This window comes from Helicobacter pylori (genome assembly GCF_001653475.1).
Lineage (GTDB): Bacteria > Campylobacterota > Campylobacteria > Campylobacterales > Helicobacteraceae > Helicobacter > Helicobacter pylori_CM.
Window position 1 is genome coordinate 378,360 of sequence record NZ_CP011487.1, and the last position, 17,232, is coordinate 395,591.

19 protein-coding genes are annotated in these 17,232 nt (G+C 38.9%); 3 read left to right on the top strand and 16 right to left on the bottom strand.

Annotation, left to right across the window (positions count from 1 at the left end; translation table 11 throughout):
- Positions 1-4 precede the first annotated feature (4 nt).
- Both AA974_RS01860 and AA974_RS01865 read left to right on the top strand, forming a co-directional pair.
- Positions 5-541 (top strand): NanQ anomerase/TabA/YiaL family protein, encoded by a 537-nt coding sequence (locus AA974_RS01860; protein WP_064433181.1) that lies wholly within the window; start codon positions 5-7, stop codon positions 539-541.
- The gene (locus tag AA974_RS01865; protein WP_064433182.1) at positions 538-1,041 is read left to right on the top strand and encodes a DUF2147 domain-containing protein; all 504 of its coding nucleotides are present in this window, start codon (positions 538-540) and stop codon (positions 1,039-1,041) included. Before AA974_RS01860 ends, AA974_RS01865 begins: the two co-directional genes overlap by 4 nt.
- Positions 1,042-1,060: 19 nt before the next feature.
- Here AA974_RS01865 and fur read toward each other — a convergent pair whose 3' ends face one another.
- The 4 genes from fur to AA974_RS01885 all read right to left on the bottom strand — a co-directional run bounded on the left by fur (position 1,061) and on the right by AA974_RS01885 (position 4,093).
- Positions 1,061-1,513, bottom strand: coding sequence for a ferric iron uptake transcriptional regulator (gene fur / locus AA974_RS01870; RefSeq protein WP_021177510.1), 453 nt, complete (start codon positions 1,511-1,513; stop codon positions 1,061-1,063).
- 160 nt (positions 1,514-1,673) lie between these two features.
- Positions 1,674-2,849: a replication-associated recombination protein A gene (locus tag AA974_RS01875; protein ID WP_064433183.1), complete on the bottom strand. Its 1,176-nt coding sequence runs from the start codon at positions 2,847-2,849 to the stop codon at positions 1,674-1,676.
- A complete protein-coding gene (locus AA974_RS01880) occupies positions 2,846-3,217 on the bottom strand; it encodes a heat shock protein transcriptional repressor HspR (protein WP_000332997.1) in 372 nt (123 codons plus the stop codon). Before AA974_RS01880 ends, AA974_RS01875 begins: the two co-directional genes overlap by 4 nt.
- Before the next feature lie 9 nt (positions 3,218-3,226).
- The gene (locus AA974_RS01885; protein ID WP_064433184.1) at positions 3,227-4,093 is read right to left on the bottom strand and encodes a DnaJ C-terminal domain-containing protein; all 867 of its coding nucleotides are present in this window, start codon (positions 4,091-4,093) and stop codon (positions 3,227-3,229) included.
- 167 nt (positions 4,094-4,260) lie between these two features.
- Here AA974_RS01885 and AA974_RS01890 point away from each other — a divergent pair, with 167 nt between their 5' ends.
- Positions 4,261-5,511: a hypothetical protein gene (locus tag AA974_RS01890; RefSeq protein ID WP_064433185.1), complete on the top strand. Its 1,251-nt coding sequence runs from the start codon at positions 4,261-4,263 to the stop codon at positions 5,509-5,511.
- Positions 5,512-5,605: 94 nt separating this feature from the next.
- Here the strand turns inward: AA974_RS01890 and AA974_RS01895 are convergent, their stop codons facing one another.
- The 12 genes from AA974_RS01895 to AA974_RS01950 form a co-directional block, all read right to left on the bottom strand.
- Positions 5,606-6,472, bottom strand: a complete 867-nt coding sequence (locus AA974_RS01895) for a 5'-3' exonuclease (RefSeq protein WP_080470993.1) — start codon at positions 6,470-6,472, stop codon at positions 5,606-5,608.
- Positions 6,456-6,644, bottom strand: a complete 189-nt coding sequence (locus tag AA974_RS08215) for a hypothetical protein (RefSeq protein ID WP_064433187.1) — start codon at positions 6,642-6,644, stop codon at positions 6,456-6,458. Before AA974_RS08215 ends, AA974_RS01895 begins: the two co-directional genes overlap by 17 nt.
- Positions 6,645-6,696: 52 nt before the next feature.
- Positions 6,697-7,593, bottom strand: coding sequence for an OriC activity response regulator (locus AA974_RS01905; protein ID WP_064433188.1), 897 nt, complete (start codon positions 7,591-7,593; stop codon positions 6,697-6,699).
- Between the two features lie 16 nt (positions 7,594-7,609).
- Positions 7,610-8,830, bottom strand: coding sequence for a bifunctional 2-C-methyl-D-erythritol 4-phosphate cytidylyltransferase/2-C-methyl-D-erythritol 2,4-cyclodiphosphate synthase (locus AA974_RS01910; RefSeq protein WP_064433189.1), 1,221 nt, complete (start codon positions 8,828-8,830; stop codon positions 7,610-7,612).
- A 21-nt stretch (positions 8,831-8,851) separates the two neighbouring features.
- Positions 8,852-10,282 (bottom strand): Do family serine endopeptidase, encoded by a 1,431-nt coding sequence (locus tag AA974_RS01915; RefSeq protein WP_064433190.1) that lies wholly within the window; start codon positions 10,280-10,282, stop codon positions 8,852-8,854.
- Positions 10,283-10,326: 44 nt separating this feature from the next.
- Positions 10,327-11,769, bottom strand: coding sequence for an amino acid permease (locus AA974_RS01920; RefSeq protein WP_064433191.1), 1,443 nt, complete (start codon positions 11,767-11,769; stop codon positions 10,327-10,329).
- A 195-nt stretch (positions 11,770-11,964) separates the two neighbouring features.
- Positions 11,965-12,504 (bottom strand): CDP-diacylglycerol--glycerol-3-phosphate 3-phosphatidyltransferase, encoded by a 540-nt coding sequence (gene pgsA, locus AA974_RS01925; RefSeq protein ID WP_015645287.1) that lies wholly within the window; start codon positions 12,502-12,504, stop codon positions 11,965-11,967.
- Positions 12,501-13,109 carry a hypothetical protein gene (locus tag AA974_RS01930; protein WP_064433192.1) on the bottom strand — a complete coding sequence of 203 codons (609 nt, stop codon included), beginning with the start codon at positions 13,107-13,109 and terminating at the stop codon, positions 12,501-12,503. The genes pgsA and AA974_RS01930 overlap by 4 nt, the downstream gene beginning before the upstream one ends.
- Before the next feature lie 9 nt (positions 13,110-13,118).
- Positions 13,119-13,907, bottom strand: a complete 789-nt coding sequence (locus tag AA974_RS01935; RefSeq protein ID WP_001065845.1) for an enoyl-ACP reductase — start codon at positions 13,905-13,907, stop codon at positions 13,119-13,121.
- The gene (gene dapA / locus AA974_RS01940; RefSeq protein WP_064433193.1) at positions 13,904-14,806 is read right to left on the bottom strand and encodes a 4-hydroxy-tetrahydrodipicolinate synthase; all 903 of its coding nucleotides are present in this window, start codon (positions 14,804-14,806) and stop codon (positions 13,904-13,906) included. The genes AA974_RS01935 and dapA overlap by 4 nt, the downstream gene beginning before the upstream one ends.
- Positions 14,807-14,820: 14 nt before the next feature.
- Positions 14,821-16,155 carry a zinc protease PqqE gene (gene pqqE, locus AA974_RS01945; protein ID WP_064433194.1) on the bottom strand — a complete coding sequence of 445 codons (1,335 nt, stop codon included), beginning with the start codon at positions 16,153-16,155 and terminating at the stop codon, positions 14,821-14,823.
- On the bottom strand, positions 16,152-17,207 hold the full coding sequence (locus tag AA974_RS01950; RefSeq protein ID WP_064433195.1) for a quinone-dependent dihydroorotate dehydrogenase: 1,056 nt from the start codon (positions 17,205-17,207) through the stop codon (positions 16,152-16,154). The genes pqqE and AA974_RS01950 overlap by 4 nt, the downstream gene beginning before the upstream one ends.
- Positions 17,208-17,232: the final 25 nt, after the last annotated feature.

Here is a 17,232-nt window from a genome sequence, read left to right on the forward strand (position 1 = left end):
GGATATGGCTATTTTTGGGGAATTAAGCTCGTTTGGGCATTTGTTTAAAAAAACGCAAGCGTTAGAAATTTTGCACGAGTATTTAAAAGAGGTCATGCAAAAGGGTAGTGGAGCGCATCAAAGGGTTTTAAATCTCGCTACCAATACAGAATTTCAAGTGCCTTTAGGGCATGGCATGTTTAGCATAGAGCAGAGTTATTGTTTAGAGCATGCCAAAGAAAGCGAGAAAGGCTTTTTTGAAAGCCACAAAAAATATGTGGATTTCCAGCTGATTGTCAAAGGCGTTGAGGGGGCTAAAGCGGTTGGTATCAATCAAGCTGTCATTAAAAACCCTTACGATGAAAAAAGAGACTTGATCGTTTATGAGCCGGTCAGTGAAGCTTCTTTTTTGCGTTTGCATGCGGGCATGCTAGCTATTTTTTTTGAAAACGATGCGCATGCGTTGAGGTTTTATGGAGAGTCTTTTGAAAAATATAGGGAAGAGCCGATTTTTAAAGCGGTCGTTAAAGCGCCTAAAGGATTGATCAAATTAAAATTATGAAATTAGTGAGTCTTGTTATAACATTAGTTTTTTGTTGTTTTTTAGGGGCTGTAGAGTTGCCTGGAATTTATCAAACTCAAGAATTTTTATACATGAAAAGCTCTTTTGTGGAGTTTTTTGAGCATAACGGGAAGTTCTATGCCTATGGTATTTCTGATGCGGATGGCTCTAAAGCCAGAAAAGACAAGTTTAACCCTAACCCAAAACTAAGGGATCGCAGCGATAAAGGCGTGGTGTTTTTAAGCGATTTGATTAAGGTTGGAGAACGATCTTATAAAGGCGGTAAGGCGTATAATTTTTATGACGGCAAGACCTACTATGTGAGAGTCACTCAAAATTCAAACGGGGATTTAGAATTCACTTCAAGCTATGATAAATGGGGGTATGTGGGTAAGACTTTTACTTGGAAACGCTTGAGCGATGAAGAAATCAAAAATCTAAAACTCAAGCGTTTTAACTTGAATGAAGTCCTTAAAACCATTAAAGATAGCCCTATTTAAGCTTCTTCTTTAAAATCTTTTAATACTCACTCTCTTGGCATTCTTTACACCACACAAACATTTTCATGTCATGGCTAATCAACTTGGCTTGATATTTTTTAACGACTTCATTCTGGCGGTGTTCAATTTCAGGGTCGGCAAATTCAATGATCTTACCGCAATGCAAACAAATGATGTGATCATGGTGCTCTTTAGCCGCAATTTCATAGCGCCGACCGCTTTTTGAAGTCTCTAAAACACAGATAAAATTTTCTTTTTCTAAGAAATTCAAAATGCGATAGACTGAAGAAATGCTGGTGTTTTTGTCCTTTTGGCGGATAGAATGCGTGATTTCTTCAGGGCTTAGGTGTGTGCCGCTGCGATACAAAACGCTCACCACTTCTTCTCTCTGTTTTGAATTTTTGAGTCCGTTTTTTTTGATAGACATTCTCAAGCGCTCTAAAATAGATTCTAAAGTTTCTAATCTTTTCATGCTAATCTTTTCCTTATCCGTAAAATGATTTTTATAACTAGAATATTATTATACAATAATAATGTGATGAAACATATATAAAACTCATTATTATTTTAATTTAATCAAAAAATATTGATTTTTTTATTACCATTGTCGCATTTTAATGTAACTTATAAGATCAATTTCTTATCTTATCAAGCCATTCTAAAAGGGTTTTTTCAAACCCTATGCCTTGAGAAGAAACCAAATCTAGGGGTTTTTCCAAATAATCTTGTTTGACATAGCCGTTATAATCATGCGGGTAAAGGTAATCTTTAGCGTTAGGCAGTAGGTGTTTAGGAATAGGGTAGAGCAAGCCTTTTTGAACGCAATCCAAAGCCTGATTGATCGCTCTATAGACCGTGTTAGACTTGGGCGAACAGGCCAGATAAATCACGCATTGGCTTAAAATGATGCGCGCTTCAGGGTAGCCGATTTGTTTGACTGAAGATAAGCAAGAAGCGGCTAAATTAAGGGCGTTCGGGTTAGCGTTACCAATATCTTCGCTCGCAAAAACCACTAGCCTTCTGGCGATAAATTCCGGGTTTTCCCCGCCAGCAATCAAGCGCGCCAGATAGTAGATGGAAGCGTTTTCATCGCTCCCCCTTAAAGACTTGATTAAAGCGCTAGTAAGATTATAATGCGTATCACCGCTATAAGATCCGTCATTCAAGCTATGAGGCCGTAAAGATTGCAGCGTTTTTAAAGTGATAGGATATTCTATTTTAGCGCTCAAATCTAAAAGGTTTAATAACGCTCTGGCATCGCCAGCACTGTTGTTTAAGAGATAGGTTTTAGCATTAGGCTCTATTTGTTTTTTGAGCAATGTCAAAGCTTTAGTGCAAAGCTTGTCTAAATCGCTCTTGTTTAGGGGGGTTAATTCAAAAATAAAACTTCTTGAGCGAATCGCTTGGCTTAGGCTGTAATTAGGATCTTGCGTGCTAGCCCCTAAGATCAGAGCGTGATCTTTTTCCATAATGGGGAGTAAAAATTCTTGTTGGGTTTTATTCAATCTGTGGGTTTCATCCATAAAAACAACGGGCTTTAAAAGAGTGTTTTGGTAATTTTTAAGCTTAAGGCGTAAATCCTCTAATTTGAAATCTGTCGCATTAAATGAAAGAATGGGGCGCTCTAGCATGCAGGCGATGATTTGAGCCAGGCTTGTTTTACCCACGCCAGGAGGGCCATAGAAAAAGGCATGGGGGAAGTGTTTGGATTGTAGGGCTTTAAATAAGGGGGCGTCTTTCCCTATTAGATGCTCTTGGCCTAAAAAATCTTCTAGGCTTTTTGGGTTTAAAAGCGAAGTCAGGCTCATTTTTTAAATAAAATCAATTCATAAAAATTAGTAGGGGTGTTTAAATTTTTCGTTGGGGTTTTGTTGTTTTTGGAGTGTTTCTGCAGAGCGTCTTGCAATTCTTTATTCAGGTTGTCTAATTCATCAAGCTTTTCTTTTAAGCGCAAAATAATATCCACGCCCGCCAGATTAACCCCCATATCCCTTGTAAGGCGTAAAATCGTTTTGATTTTGTCCATGTCTCGTTGGGAATACAAGCGCATTTTCCCATCAGTCCTGCTAGGCTCTATCAAACCCTCTTTTTCGTATTGGCGCAAGGTTTGAGGGTGCACGCCTAAGATTTTAGCCACAACGCTGATCAAATAAAGCGGTTCATCATAATCGCACACGATTCCTCCTTACAATTCTTTTTCTAATAACGCTTTTAACTCATTAGAAAGCGTTTCAGTTTTAGGCAAAATCAAACGAGCTTGCAAATACAAATCCCCCACATGCGAAGTTTTTCTGTTTTTGATCCCTTTGTCTTTAATGCGGAATTTTTGCATCGCTTTTGTGTTAGGGGGAATGGTTAGGGTTAAGGTTTTATGCCAAGTAGCGATTTCAATTTTCCCTCCAAAAAGAGCCGTTTTTAAGGGTAAATCAAAGATTTGGATAATATCGTCTTTCTCGCGCCTATAAATTTCATCTTCTTCAATATGGATTTGCAAGAGCAAATCGCCCCTACCCGTTCGCCCCATTTTCCCCTTGTTGCGGATCCTGATTTTTTCGCCCTCTTCCACGCCGATAGGGATTTTAAGGCTAAAAGTCTCATTATTGATGCTCACTTGTTTTTTATTGCCTAAAAGGGTGTCTAAAACAGAGACATTTAAAGTGGCGCTCATGTCTAAATTTTCAGGGGCGAAATTGGAAAAATTAAAGCCAGAAAAGCCTTGCGAGTTTTGAGAAAATCTTTGTGAAAAACCTCCTCTCCCAAAAATAGAGCTTAAAATATCGTCTAGATCTTCACTAGCACCCCGGCTTCTGGCAAAATCGCTGAAATTTTGCCCACCAAACATGTTATCGCCAAACTGATCGTATTGGCGGCGTTTTTCTTCATCGCTTAAAATTTCATAAGCGGCGTTGATTTCTTTGAATTTTTCTTCGGCTTCTTTGGTTTTATTCAAATCTGGGTGGTATTGTCTGGCTAAACGGCGGTAGGATTTTTTGATTTCATCTTGGCTGGCGTTTTCGCTCACATTTAAAGTTTGGTATAAACTCTTGCTCATGGATCACCTTTAAAATAGTTTTATTAGAATACTATCATAAATCTTTAGTGTTAGTCAATCAAGTTTATTGATAATGCTTTTAGGTAATTGAGATTTTAAACCCGTTTCAGCGCAATTAAAAGGAATTTTAACTAAAATATTGAGTTTAAATCCACGATGAGTTTTTAATGCAATATAAGAAAAATAAGAAAAGATATTATTATTTAGCGTTATGGATCCTTTTTTTAAATGGTCTGTCTTTGAAAGCTTTAGAAATCGCAATCAAACCTTTTGGCTATCTGGGGCTATTGTATAATCAAGGGGTGCAAAAAAACCCTCACAGCTATGTAGGAGCTTTAGCGCGCCTTGGGGTGGATTTTTCTTATAGCAATGGGTGGTCCTTTGGCATTGGAGCGATTGGAGCTTGGAATATTTATAACAAACAGCGTTTGGCTAACCTTTACATCAGTCTAGGGAATTTTTTTGGTAGTTCTAAAAATGTTAAACCTTATTTGAGCGCTGGCGATGTTTCAGATGCGTATGTTCAATACACTAACCAGCGTTTTAAAATAGCTTTAGGGCGTTTCAATACCGATTTTGTGGATTTTGATTGGATAGGGGGCAATATTCAAGGGGTCTCTGTGGCTTTTAAGCAAAATTCCATGCGTTATTTTGGGATTTTTATGGATAGCATGCTTTATAATGGGCATCAAATCAATAAAGAGCAAGGGAATCGGATCGCTACTTCTCTAAACACTCTAGCGTCTTATGACCCTGTGTCTAAACGCTTGTATGTGGGGGGGGAAGTGTTTGTTTTAGGCGCAGAATACAGGCATGAAAATCTTAAAGTGGTTCCTTTTATTTTAACGGATACCCGCTTGCCTTTGCCCACTCAAAATGTTTTAGTGCAAGTGGGGGGTAAGTTTGAGTATGACGCTTCTTTAGCTAAGGGTTTCACTTCGCGCACTCTAGTGCATGGCATGTATCAATACGGCAACACTGACGCTGCTACAAGCGCTAAAAATGCCGGCTTGTTTTTGATCGATCAAACTTTTAAATACAAAATTTTTAATTTTGGAACGGGTTTTTATATCGTTCCGGCAAGAAACAATAAGGGCTATCTATGGACTTTTAATGACAGGACTAAATTCTATGGCCGTGGGATCAACGCGCCCGGCGTGCCAGCGATTTATTTTGCTAACTCTAGCATTTCAGGCTATGTTTTTTTAGGGCTTAAGACTAAAAGGGTGCGTTTAGATGCGATGGTGGCTTTTGGGGATTACCAAGAATATTCTTTAATGAGCAGTTTTAGGGTTTGGACTTATAGGAGTTTGTCTTTTGATATGGGTGGGGGGTATGTGTATGCTTATAATTCTAAAGCCACGAGAAAAAGTCTTGGAAATAGTTCTTTTGTCTTTTTTGGGAAGTTTTTGTTTTAAAAAATACCATTTCTACAATCAATAGTGAAAGGCTTGTCAAAAGCAAGCGATAGTTTCTTTTTTTAAAAAATCAACATTAAAAGAAGTTTTTGTTTTAAGAAATTCTTTTAAAATCAGATCTTTGGGGTTTTTTAGGGAAAAAAGTTTTTTTAAACTCAGGCTCCCATAGTTTGATCACGCCATGGTGGGTCATCTGGTGCATATTGACTAAACGCATGTTTAAAAGAGCCTTTTCTTTAGCTTCGCTGTCGCTCAAATCTTCTTTAATTTTGAACGCTTGAATGATCTGCTCCCACAGCTCATGCTCTTTAGCGTCTTCGTTTAAAAAATCTTTATAGTTGAAACCGCCAATCCCTTTAACCCCTTTAATATTATCCCCCTTATCCCCTACAACGCACTGATAATAAGCAAAAAAATGAGCCTCTTTTTGACTCACATTAAAAAAAGCGTTTGTTTTGAGGCTGAAATGAGAGCCACTATTAGAATACAAAATATCCTTATCCATGCTGGCTATCACATAATTTTTGGGGTCTTTCTTTTTGTAAAAAGAGATAATATCATCGGCTTCATATTCAAAACAATGTTCGCCCTGGATTCTAGCCCCTTTTTTTAGGGGGTATTTTTCCACTAAAGCGATCTTTAGGGCTTTTAAAAGAGATCTAAAATCTTCATCAAATTGGTGGCGTCTTTGTTTATAATGATCGCACAGCTGGTAGCGGAAACTCTCTCTGCCCCTAGTGATAAAAAAAAGCGTTTTGGAGCAACGGGTTTTACGCATGATGGATAAAATTTGAGTGGTAAGAAAGATTATGCCCACTTCTTGCAAGCTATAAGCGGCGAATCTTTTAGGGAGCGTTTTATTAGAGAGCAAACGCCTAACAATATTAGGGATAACGCAATCAATGTCTAGTAAAAGGGTTTTTGAATGCGTGAATCTTGTCTTGTTAAACGCTTGTCTGATGGTTAATCCTTAAGTTGAATTTCTCTTTTTTAAAGGCTAAACTATTATAGTAAATATATAGCAAATAATAAGTTGTTTTAATAATAATTAGCTCTATTCTCATTAAATACGCTAAATTTTGAGAGGTTATCGCTTGTTTTAGATCTTTTGATTGTAAAAACGCTTTTGGCATTTTTACATTTTATGATCAAACGCCCAATGAAAACAGAGCTTAAGGATTTTTTTTATTTGCGCGGTAAGTTATACTTCCGGCGTTTTTCCCAAAGACTTTTGCGGCTAATGCCAAGCTTGTTAGCCAATTCTGTATCGGTGCAAGTAGAAGAAAAATGCCTAATCGCTTCTCTTTCATATTCTTGAATGGAAAGGAAAGTCGTGTGGTTGTTAAACAAAGATAGGGGTTTATTGCCGCATTCAATGCTCACAATTTTAGGAAATTCTAGGGGTTCTTTATGGGTATAGGACAAAACAATAGGGCATGAACGGGCCAATTCTAGTAATTTCAATTGCTCATCTTTTTTAAGCTCTTCTAAATGCATGATGTAAAAAGGGCGTTCTAGTTTGTCTTTATTCTTGTATAGTTCTTTCCAAGTGGTATCCTTTAAAGAGAAAAAAGAAAAATCCATTTGCCTTTCTTTAGCGTATTGCAATAAATAAGCGTTCGCAAGATCTTGAGAGGGCGTGTGGATGATAAAGGGCGGTCGGTAAGAAAAATCTTTAGGCAAGGGCAATTCCGCATGGATAAAGTCTAAGTAATTTTCATAAAATCCCAAGCGAGCGGTCATTTCTTGGTAGGCTTTGTGGTATTGGATCTTACGCAACAATTCATCCATTTTAAAAGGTTTTAGAATATAATCTCTCGCTCCCGCTTGAATGGGTTTATTCACGCCATCTTCATTGACATGCGAAGCCATCATGATAATGATTTGCTTGGAATTATAACGCACAAAATGTTCGCAACGCCCTTGAGTGCAAACTTTAGAAGAAACTAAAATCACATCATAAGGCTCTTTATTTTCTTCTGAAATGCTAGAGATGATCTCGCAAAAATGCCCTAAATCATGCAAATTATGCGAAATGCTCCTAGCTAGCGCTAAATCGTCTTCAATGATTAAGATTTTCATCAATTCTTCCTTACCTTTAAAGTTTTTGTTTATAACGCATGCTCACATGCGCTTGGACTAACAGCCCTTCTTGTTTGCCAATGAACCCCATTCTTTCCATTGTGGTGGCTTTCAAGCTGATTTGAGATTTTTCTAAACCCAAAAGTTGGCTCAAATTCTCTAAAATCGCCGGTTTGTAAGGAGTGATTTTAGGGATTTCGCTAAAGATGGTCGCTCCCATTTCAAGCAATTCAAACCCAATGCTTTGAGAAAAATCCAACACGATTTTTAAAAGCTCTTTAGAAGAGGCGTTTTTGTATTTGGGGTCATTATCAGGAAACCATTCGCCAATATCTCCCCCTTTAATCGCCCCTAAAATCGCATCAATCACTGCATGCAACAAAGCATCGCCATCGCTATGAGCCTTTAACCCAAACTCGCAATCCAAAACAACCCCCCCTAAAACCATAGGCTTATCTTTAATGAATGCATGCGTATCAAAGCCCATGCCTATAAAAGTGTCTTTTGCTGGGTTAAAAAAGAGCGCGAAATGCTTCAAATCATCGCTCGTGGTGAGCTTGTGCAAATCCTTACTGCCTTCAATATAGCTCACACGATTAGGGAAAGCTTGTAAAATCGCGCTGCTTTCATCTTTAAAATCCCCTTGATTTAGGGCTGATTGGAGCGTTTTGGTGTGGCTTAATTGCGGGGTTTGAATGAGTTTGATCGCTTCTCTGTCTAAAGCCTCGTTATAATAGATCGCCGTGTCATAGCAAGGCAAGTAAGGAGCGATGCAATAATGACTGGTTTGTTGGAGGGTTAAAAACAAACTTTTGAGCGCTTCAATATTGGCCAAACCCCTAGCCACATCGCTGGTGAGCGTGTAGGCGCTATCAATTATTTTTAGAGCGTTACGCACGGATTCTTGCCTTGATGCCCCACCTTTTACAAGCTTGATTTCAGGGTAATGGCGTTTGATATAAAGATAATCCAATTCGCTTACAACTAGAATGATTTCTTTAAAGTCTAGGGCTTCTTTAAAGCTTTCATAAACGCTGAGCCATAAGGGGGTATGATTAGAGCGTAACCATTGTTTTTTGATTGTTGGAGAAAAACGCCTAGATTCCCCAGCAGCCAATAAAACAACGCTCGTTTGTTTAACAAGCGTTTCTAGCGTTTCTTTAGTTTCAAAAGGGTCTTCTTCTAAACTTTCTAAAGAGAGTTTAAAAGCTTCCCCATTCACTCTAATCAAAGACATGCGACTGACAACCCACCTCTATCATTTCACCAAAATGATCCTATAACCTTGATTCAAATCTAAAACTAAGAATCGTTTGGGTTTGCCTTTATACTTTTCTAAAGCATGGTTAAAATCCGCAACGCTTTTAACTTCAATCTCTTCAATTTTTGTGATAATGTTACCTTGCCTAAATCCGGCTTGCTCTGCTGGGGAATTTTCATTCACTTGAGAGACTAAAACCCCTTGAACATCATCGCTCAAACGCATAGACCTTTTGGTTTTTTGAGTTAAATCTTCTACTTGAAGCCCGTTCAATTGTCCTTGCGTGCCGTTTTGAGCCGAAATGGTTTCTTTTTTGTTAGGGTTTTTCCTTTCAGCAAGAGTGAGGGTGAAGGTGCGTTCTTTTTTATCTCTAATGACTTTTAAGGTTACTCTTTGATTGGGTAGCATAGAGCCGATCAGATTTCTCAATTCGTTCGTGTTTTTAACCTTTTTCCCATTGACTTCAGTGATCAAATCCCACACCAAAATCCCTGCTTTTTTAGCCGGAGAGTCTTTTTCTATGCTAATAACCACCGCCCCTTCTTTATTGTCATAAGAATTTTGCAAATCGCCGCTCAAATCTTGCAAGCCCACGCCCAAGTAACCTCTCTCAATCTTACCGGTTTTGATGAGTTGGGTTACAATATCTTTAACCATGTTAGAAGGGATGGCAAAGCCAATGCCGTGGTTGCCTCCGGTTTTAGAGATAATAGCGGTATTGATCCCCACTAACCCTCCACGGCTATCAATCAAAGCGCCGCCGGAATTTCCAGGATTAATAGAAGCGTCTGTTTGAATGAAATTTTCATAGCTGTTGATCCCAATCCCGCTTTTATTGAGCGCTGAAACAATGCCTTGAGTAACGCTTTCACCCACGCCAAAAGGGTTACCAATCGCAAAAACCAAATCGCCTACTAAAATATCATTAGAATCAGAGAATTTGATCGTGGGCAGATTGTCTTTAGTGATGCGAATCACCGCTAAATCGCTCTCAGAATCCGTGCCTACTAAAGTGGCGGAATATTCTTTATTGCTCCCTGGAATGGTAACTTTAATCTTATCCGCGCCATCAATCACATGGTTATTAGTTACAATATATCCATCTTTAGAAATGATTACGCCGCTGCCTAAAGCCCTTTCCATTCTTTCTTTAGGGATCATGCCACCCAAATCCCCAAAAAATTGTTGGAAAAAGGGGTCATTAAACACACCGCCACCTATAAAGTTATTTTTAATCTTCTTTTCAGTAGAGATATTCACCACCGCCTTAATCGAATCCTTAATAGAATCGTGGTAAGAATAGATCGTATCGTCTTTAGAGGGGACACTCACTCGCTCTTTAACTTTGGGCATGTTTTGGATTTGGATATTGCCCGCATTCAAGCTTAACGCTAAAGCCAAAGAGATAAAAAAAGTTTTTTTCATCATGGTTACTTCCTTAAAATTTGCTAAACTTCAAAATTAAAAAAAGATTATATCAAATCTTTTTTGTTATTTTCATTAGCTTTTTGTGTAAAATAGTATCCAATGTAACACACAATGGCAAAAACAATCGTTAAAATCATCCCAATGCGTTGATCCTTATCCATAGCCGAACCAATCACGCCGATGATACACCCAGTGATCCCTATGAGTTGCAAAAAGGGTAGAAAGGGGGCTTTATAAGGCAAATCCTCTAAAGAATGCCCGGCTTTTAAGTATTGTTTGCGGAAAGAATATTGCGAAACAGACACGCTAACCCACACAATAATCACCGTGAAACTGATCACATTAATCAAAGCTTCCACGACATTTTCTTTGGCATAAATTTGGACTAAAAGCCCTATGAGGGAAAAAGAAAGGGAAAAAAACATCGCATAAGTGGGCATGCCTTGTCGGTTGAGTTTGGAAAAAACCTTAAAAAACATCTTTTGTTGGGACAGCCCATAAATCATGCGACTCGCTCCATAAAGCCCTGAATTAGCGGTAGAAAACATCGCCGTAATGATAACAGCGTTCATTATATCAGCCACATAAGGGATACCCATGCCAATAAAGGGCAAGTTGATGCGTTCTAAAACGCTCACAAAAGGGCTTTGCGTGATAGAAGAATCGCTCATGGGTAAAAAAACGGAAATGACAAACACAGAGCCTAAAAAGAAAAAGACGATCCGCCACAAAGTCGCTTTAATCGCTTTGGGCATCACTTCGCTAGCGTTTTTAGTCTCTCCCACAGCCACCCCAATCACCTCTGTGCCCGTGAAAGCAAAAATGACAGCGAGCATCGCGCTAAAAACCGCTGCGCTCCCGTTAGGGAAAAACCCCTTATCGCCAAAATAGAAGTTATCAAAAATAGAACTAAACCCATGCAAATAGATTTGATAAATAATCCCAATCGTGCCAATGCCTATAAAAGCGATCACCGCTAAAACTTTAATCAGGCTAAAGAAAAACTCGCCCTCGGCAAAAATTTTAACCGAAAAAAAGTTCAGTAAAAAAACTAACGCAATGCATAAAATAACCCAATAATGGATAGGAATACTAGCAAACCAGCGTTGCATGAGCATGCCTATAGCGATGTATTCTAACGCAACCGTGATCACCCAGCCAAGCCAATACATCCAAAAAACCATATAGCCCGTGCCAGGACCTATGAATTTAGCCGCATAATCCCCAAAACTGCCTGTAGTGGGATAAACGCTAGCCAATTCGCCTAAAGAGAGCATGATGCAATAAACCACAAGCCCTCCAAAACAATAAGCGATCAAGGTCCCTAAAGGGCCAGCGCTCGCAATATTACCCCCAGTGCCTACAAAAAGCCCTGTGCCAATCGCTCCCCCAAATGCAATCATTAAGAGATGGCGCATTTTCATGTCTCTTTTAAGCTCGCCTTGTTTTTGCGTGATATTTTGATGCGTTATCTTTTGATTGTTCATGCGACACCTCCTTAGATTGAAAATAAAAATAGCTTGAATTATAACAAAAATAAAATAAAATGATTTTTTTTAATTGAATATTGAAAATAGAATTTAAAAAAACGAAAGAATGTTAAGGCTAATGTTTATCAATATTTGATGAGAACGGAGTTTTAAGGTATTTTTTAAAGAAAGCTAAAAACTTATCTTAAAACATTAAGATTTATAATATTTAATAGTGTAATCTATCCCCGAATAAAGGGTTAAAAAAACCGCTATAGCCACAAGCGCATAAGAGTAAGTTAAATCAGCCAATAAAGCGCCAATCGCCACGACTTGAGAAACGGTTTTATACTTGCCTAGCGCATTGACAGGAATATCCTTTTTTTCATTAGCGGCTAAGACTCTAAGCCCTGAAATGAAAAATTCACGCCCTAAAATCACAAACGGGATCCACGCATTCACGCGATCCAAATGGACTAACCCTAAAAACGCGCTCAAAATAAGGATTTTATCCGCTAAAGGATCAAAGATTTCCCCAAAGCGCGATTTGGCTTTATAGCTTCTAGCGATGTATCCGTCCAATAAATCCGTGAGCGCGGCAAACAAAAAAACCAATGAAGAGATCATGTTGATGTGAAAGGGGGTTAAAAAACTAAAATAAGTGCGCGTGTTTAACAATAAAAATAATAAAAATAAGGATAAGACAATGCGTAGAATCGTTAAAAAATTAGGCAGGAGTTTTAAAACTTTCATGCTTTCAAAAAGACTTGTGAAAAATTCAAAAACGCACGCCCTAAAAAGCCAAGCGCCACACACATTAAAACCACAGCGATCGTTAAAAAAAGGACAACTAACGCTTGCGCTAAAACCCCTAAAAGAGCCAGCATGAAACTAAAAAGCAGTAACCTAAACCCGCTTAAAAAAAATCTTTCTTGCGTGTAAAGGCTCAATTCTCTATAGAGTTTGTGCAAATAAAAAATAGAAACGCCATTACCGATTAACGAAAGAGCGTTGCTAGCGTTAGGGATAAGATAGCTTAAAAGGGCGCATAAAATCACCGCCAAAAAACTAAAAGCAAAATTTTCAAAAAAACTCAGATGGCGTGTGATTTTAGAAAGCCTGTAAAAACCAATTGCTCCGGCAATAAACCCGAGCGCACATAAAAAAAGAGACAATAAAACGATATAAGCCAGTTGGTTGCTAAAGAGGTTAGAAATTTGAAACGATTTTACCCCACTTGAAACAAGAAAAAGCACCAACAAGATAGCCCCACACAAAGGGGCGAAAAAATAGCACAACAAGCATTTTTTAATGAATTGCAACTCTTTGTTTTGGTGGATATGGATAATGTTTTGCAAGAAATATCTTTATTTAAAAGTGGTCCCACCATCTACAACGATCGTTTGCCCTGTAAGCCAACCGCTTTGGGTTTCATCGCATAAAAAATAAGCCGCTCCGGCTAGATCGTTAGGATTGCCCATGCGTTTTAGGGGCGATTGCTCTTCTACTTTTTCTTTAATCTCCACATAATCAGGGAAGGCTTTCAAAGCATCCGTATCAATAGGCCCACCACTAACCGCATTCACTCTAATGTTAAACTCGCCTAAATCAACAGCAGCGTATTTGACCATGGTTTCTACGGCGTTTTTAGAATTGCCATGCCCAGCGTAATTAGGCATATAGACCAAATTCCCGGTAGAGCTTAAGCTTACGATCGCCCCACCGCCTATTTTTTGCATGCGTTTTGCCGCTTCTTGAGCCCCCACTACAAACGCTAACACAGTGGCTGTGTAAATATTGTTCAACCCCTTAGGCTTTAATCGCATAAACGGTGCGAATCCGCCCACGACAGAACGCCCGTAAATAATAGCGTTAGAAATAAAAAAATCCACTCTGTCAAAATCAGCGTCAATTTGCTTAAAAAGCTCCGTGTATTGCTCAGGCTCTAAAACATTAAGGGAGTAGGCTTTGGCTTTAATGGAATATTTTTGCTCCACATCTTCTATGATTTTGTTGGCTTCTTCAACATTTTTATTGTAAGTGAAAGCGATATTCACACCACTTTGAGCGAAGCGATACAATATCGCCTTGCCAATCCCTCTAGTCGCGCCGCTGATCACTAGGGTTTTATTTTTCATGTGATTGGAATTGTTCATGCAATTACCTCATATTGTTGTAAAGTTTTTTCTAAAAGTTGAATCGTTTCCTTGCTTGGGGCCACTAAAGGCAGTCTGTAGCTTGGGTTTTCAATCAAGCCGGCTAAATGCATAGCCATTTTAATAGGGATAGGATTTGTTTCTACAAAAAGGGCTTGGTGCAAATGAAAAAGCTTATTCTGGATTTCTAGGGCTTGTTGGTATTCAAGTTTGAGCGCGCAATTGACCATTTGTGAAATCAGATTAGGCATTAAATTACCGGTCACTGAAATCACGCCGCACCCCCCTGAAAACATGATAGAGTGGTTGAGTGAATCTTCCCCACTAAAAATTTTAAAATCTTTTTCATAATAATGCAATTCTGTTACTCTTTTCAAAGAGCCAGACGCTTCTTTAATGGCTTTAATGTTAGGGACTTCTCTAAAGAGTTTGAGAGCGGTTGGAACTTCAATAGACACGCCTGTTCGGCTTGGCACATCATAAAGCATGACAGGGATTTCCACCGATTGAGCGATAGCTTTATAATGTTCAAACAAGCCTTGTTGGGTGGGGCGGTTATAATAGGGGCTTACGCATAAAATCGCATCCGCACCGATTTTTTGAGCGAACTTTGCCAAAGAAAGGGACTCGCTCGTGGCGTTACTGCCCACGCCGGCTAACACTTTCATGCTTGAATTTGAGGGCGTTTTAGTGTTTTTGCAAGTCTCTACGGCGATTTCAATGCAACGCATATGCTCTTTATGGGTGAGCGTGGCGGATTCTCCTGTCGTGCCAACAGGAACGCATGCATCCATGCCCTGAAAAATTTGGCGCTTGATCAAGGTTTCATAAACGGCCTCATCAACGCTCAAATCTTTTTTAAAAGGCGTAATTAACGCACTAGATGAATGAAATTGCATGTTGTAAGGCTCTTTTAAGGTTTCAAATACACGGTGGTTGATTGGGTGTCTTTAAAATATTCATTGGCCACACGCACCAAATCGCTCACTTTTAAATCCAAAAATTGTTGCTGATAATCGGTCAAGCCTTGAATATCGTTTTGCACTAAATAGTCCGCAAAAAGCCCCGCAACATCGCTAGAACTTTCTAAATTAGAAATGAAGTCCGCTTTTTGATTGATTTTGAGCTTGTCTAACTCAGCTTGAGTGATTTCGCCTTTTTTAAGCTTTTCTAAAAGCACTACGATTTCTTTTTGCAAGGCTTCGGCTTTGACATTAGGATTACCCCCCGCAATGAATAAAAACACGCTTTCATCTTGCAATTGCATGTTGTGTGAGAAGGCTTGAGAAGCTAGGCGTTTTTTATCCACTAATTCGCTTTGTAACCACGAGCTTTTACCTTCGCCTAAAAGCTTGCTTAATGCGTCTAAAGCGACTTGATCTTTATGCTTGAAGGCAGGCACTTTATACCCAAGGGCTACCCATTCTAAATGGACCCCATCTTTATGCACGACTGCCGTTCTGGCCCCATCTTGCTTAGGCTCTTTCATGTAAGGGGTGGGGATAGCTTTTCCATCAAGGTTTTTTAAGGATTCAAAATGCTTTTTACTCAATTCAAAAACCTTTTGAGAACTGACATCGCCTACCACCAAAACGATAGCGTTTTTAGGCTGATAGTAGAGCGAATGGAATTTTTTAATGTCTTTTAAAGTCCAATTTTGAATATCGTCCATAAAACCAATGGGCGTCCAATGGTAGGGGTGATAGACATAAGCGGTGTTAAAAAAGCGGAAATAAAGCATGCCGATAGGGGAATTATCGGTGCGCCATCGCCTTTCTTCAGCGACCACTTGACGCTCAGGCAAAAACTCATCTTCTTTTAAATTCAAAGAACCCATGGTTTCAGCGAACAATTCTAAAGATTTATCCAAGTTAGCCTGACTGGTTTTAATGAAGTAGCGTGTAATATCAAAGCTGGTAGAAGCGTTACTCACGCCCCCAAAACGCTTAACGATCTTATCAAATTCGCCGGCTTTAAGGTTTTTGGTGCTTTTAAAATTCAAATGCTCTAACATGTGAGCGATCCCGCTCTTGCCCATGACTTCGTTTCTAGAGCCGACTTTATAAAGCACATCCACTTCTATAACCCCGGTTTTATTTTCTAGGGGGACGCTTACGACTTGCAACCCATTCTTTAAGGTAATACTCTCATGCTTGGGTAAGTAAGATTGTGCGTGCATGCTCGCTCCTAAAGTGACTAACAAGACAGAACTAAGCCTCAAAAGTCTTTTAACAGAAAAATATCTCATCTTAAATCCGCTCCTATAGCCTCTTTGACGCTCAAAAATCCACCTTTTTGGAGTAATTTTACCAAATCTTTAAGAATATTTTGGCATAAATTTGGCCCATTGTAAATAAAAGCGCTATAAATTTGTAACAGACTCGCTCCCATTTTAATCCTTTCATAAGCATCTTTGGCATCGCTAATCCCCCCCACAGAAACAAGAACGCTTTTATTAAAAAAAGCTTTAGCCAGTTCTTTAAAGATTTCACGGCTTTTTTTAGTCAAGCATTTCCCGCTCAAGCCCCCCGTTTCTTTAGGAGCGAACACCAGGCTTTTATCAATCGTGGTGTTAGTTGCAATAATCCCATGCGCTCCTGATTCAATAGCGCTATTGACAACCTCTAACATGGCGTCTGTTTCTAAATCCGGGGCGATTTTTAAAAATAAAGGCTTACGGGTCATTTCTTTCGCCATGCAAAAAAGCTCATTCACAAACGCTTTGTTTTGTAAATCCCTTAAATTAGGGGTGTTGGGCGAAGAAAGGTTGAAAGTGTAATAATCGCCAATGTTTAAACATTGATTTAAAACCGCCTTGTAATCTTCTAGGGCATGCGCTTGCTCTATGTGTTTGTTTTTGCCTAAATTGATGCCAATAGGGGTTTTATAAGGAGCGAAGCGATTGAACGATCTTACTCCTAAAACCGCCCCGTAATTATTAAACCCCATCGCATTTTGTAAGGACTCTTCTTCAATGTGCCTGAAAAGCCTTGGCCTTTCATTCCCGATTTGAGCGGTATTAGTCAATGTACCTGCTTCTAAATAGCCAAACCCAAAAGCGATTAACGCTCTGAGCATGGAGATATTTTTATCAAAACCGGCGGCTAATCCTAAAGGGTTAGGGAAATGCAAGCCTAAAATTTCATTTTCAAGCTTTGGGTTTTTATAACCCCATTGAGCATGAATCAAACTGCACAAAAAGGGCGATGAAGAAAGCCTTTTTAAAATTTTACAAACTTTTTCATGCGCATCTTCAGCGTCCAGGCTAAAAAGATATTTTTTTAATAATGAATAAAGCATTTAAATCCTTATCTTTTATGATTTG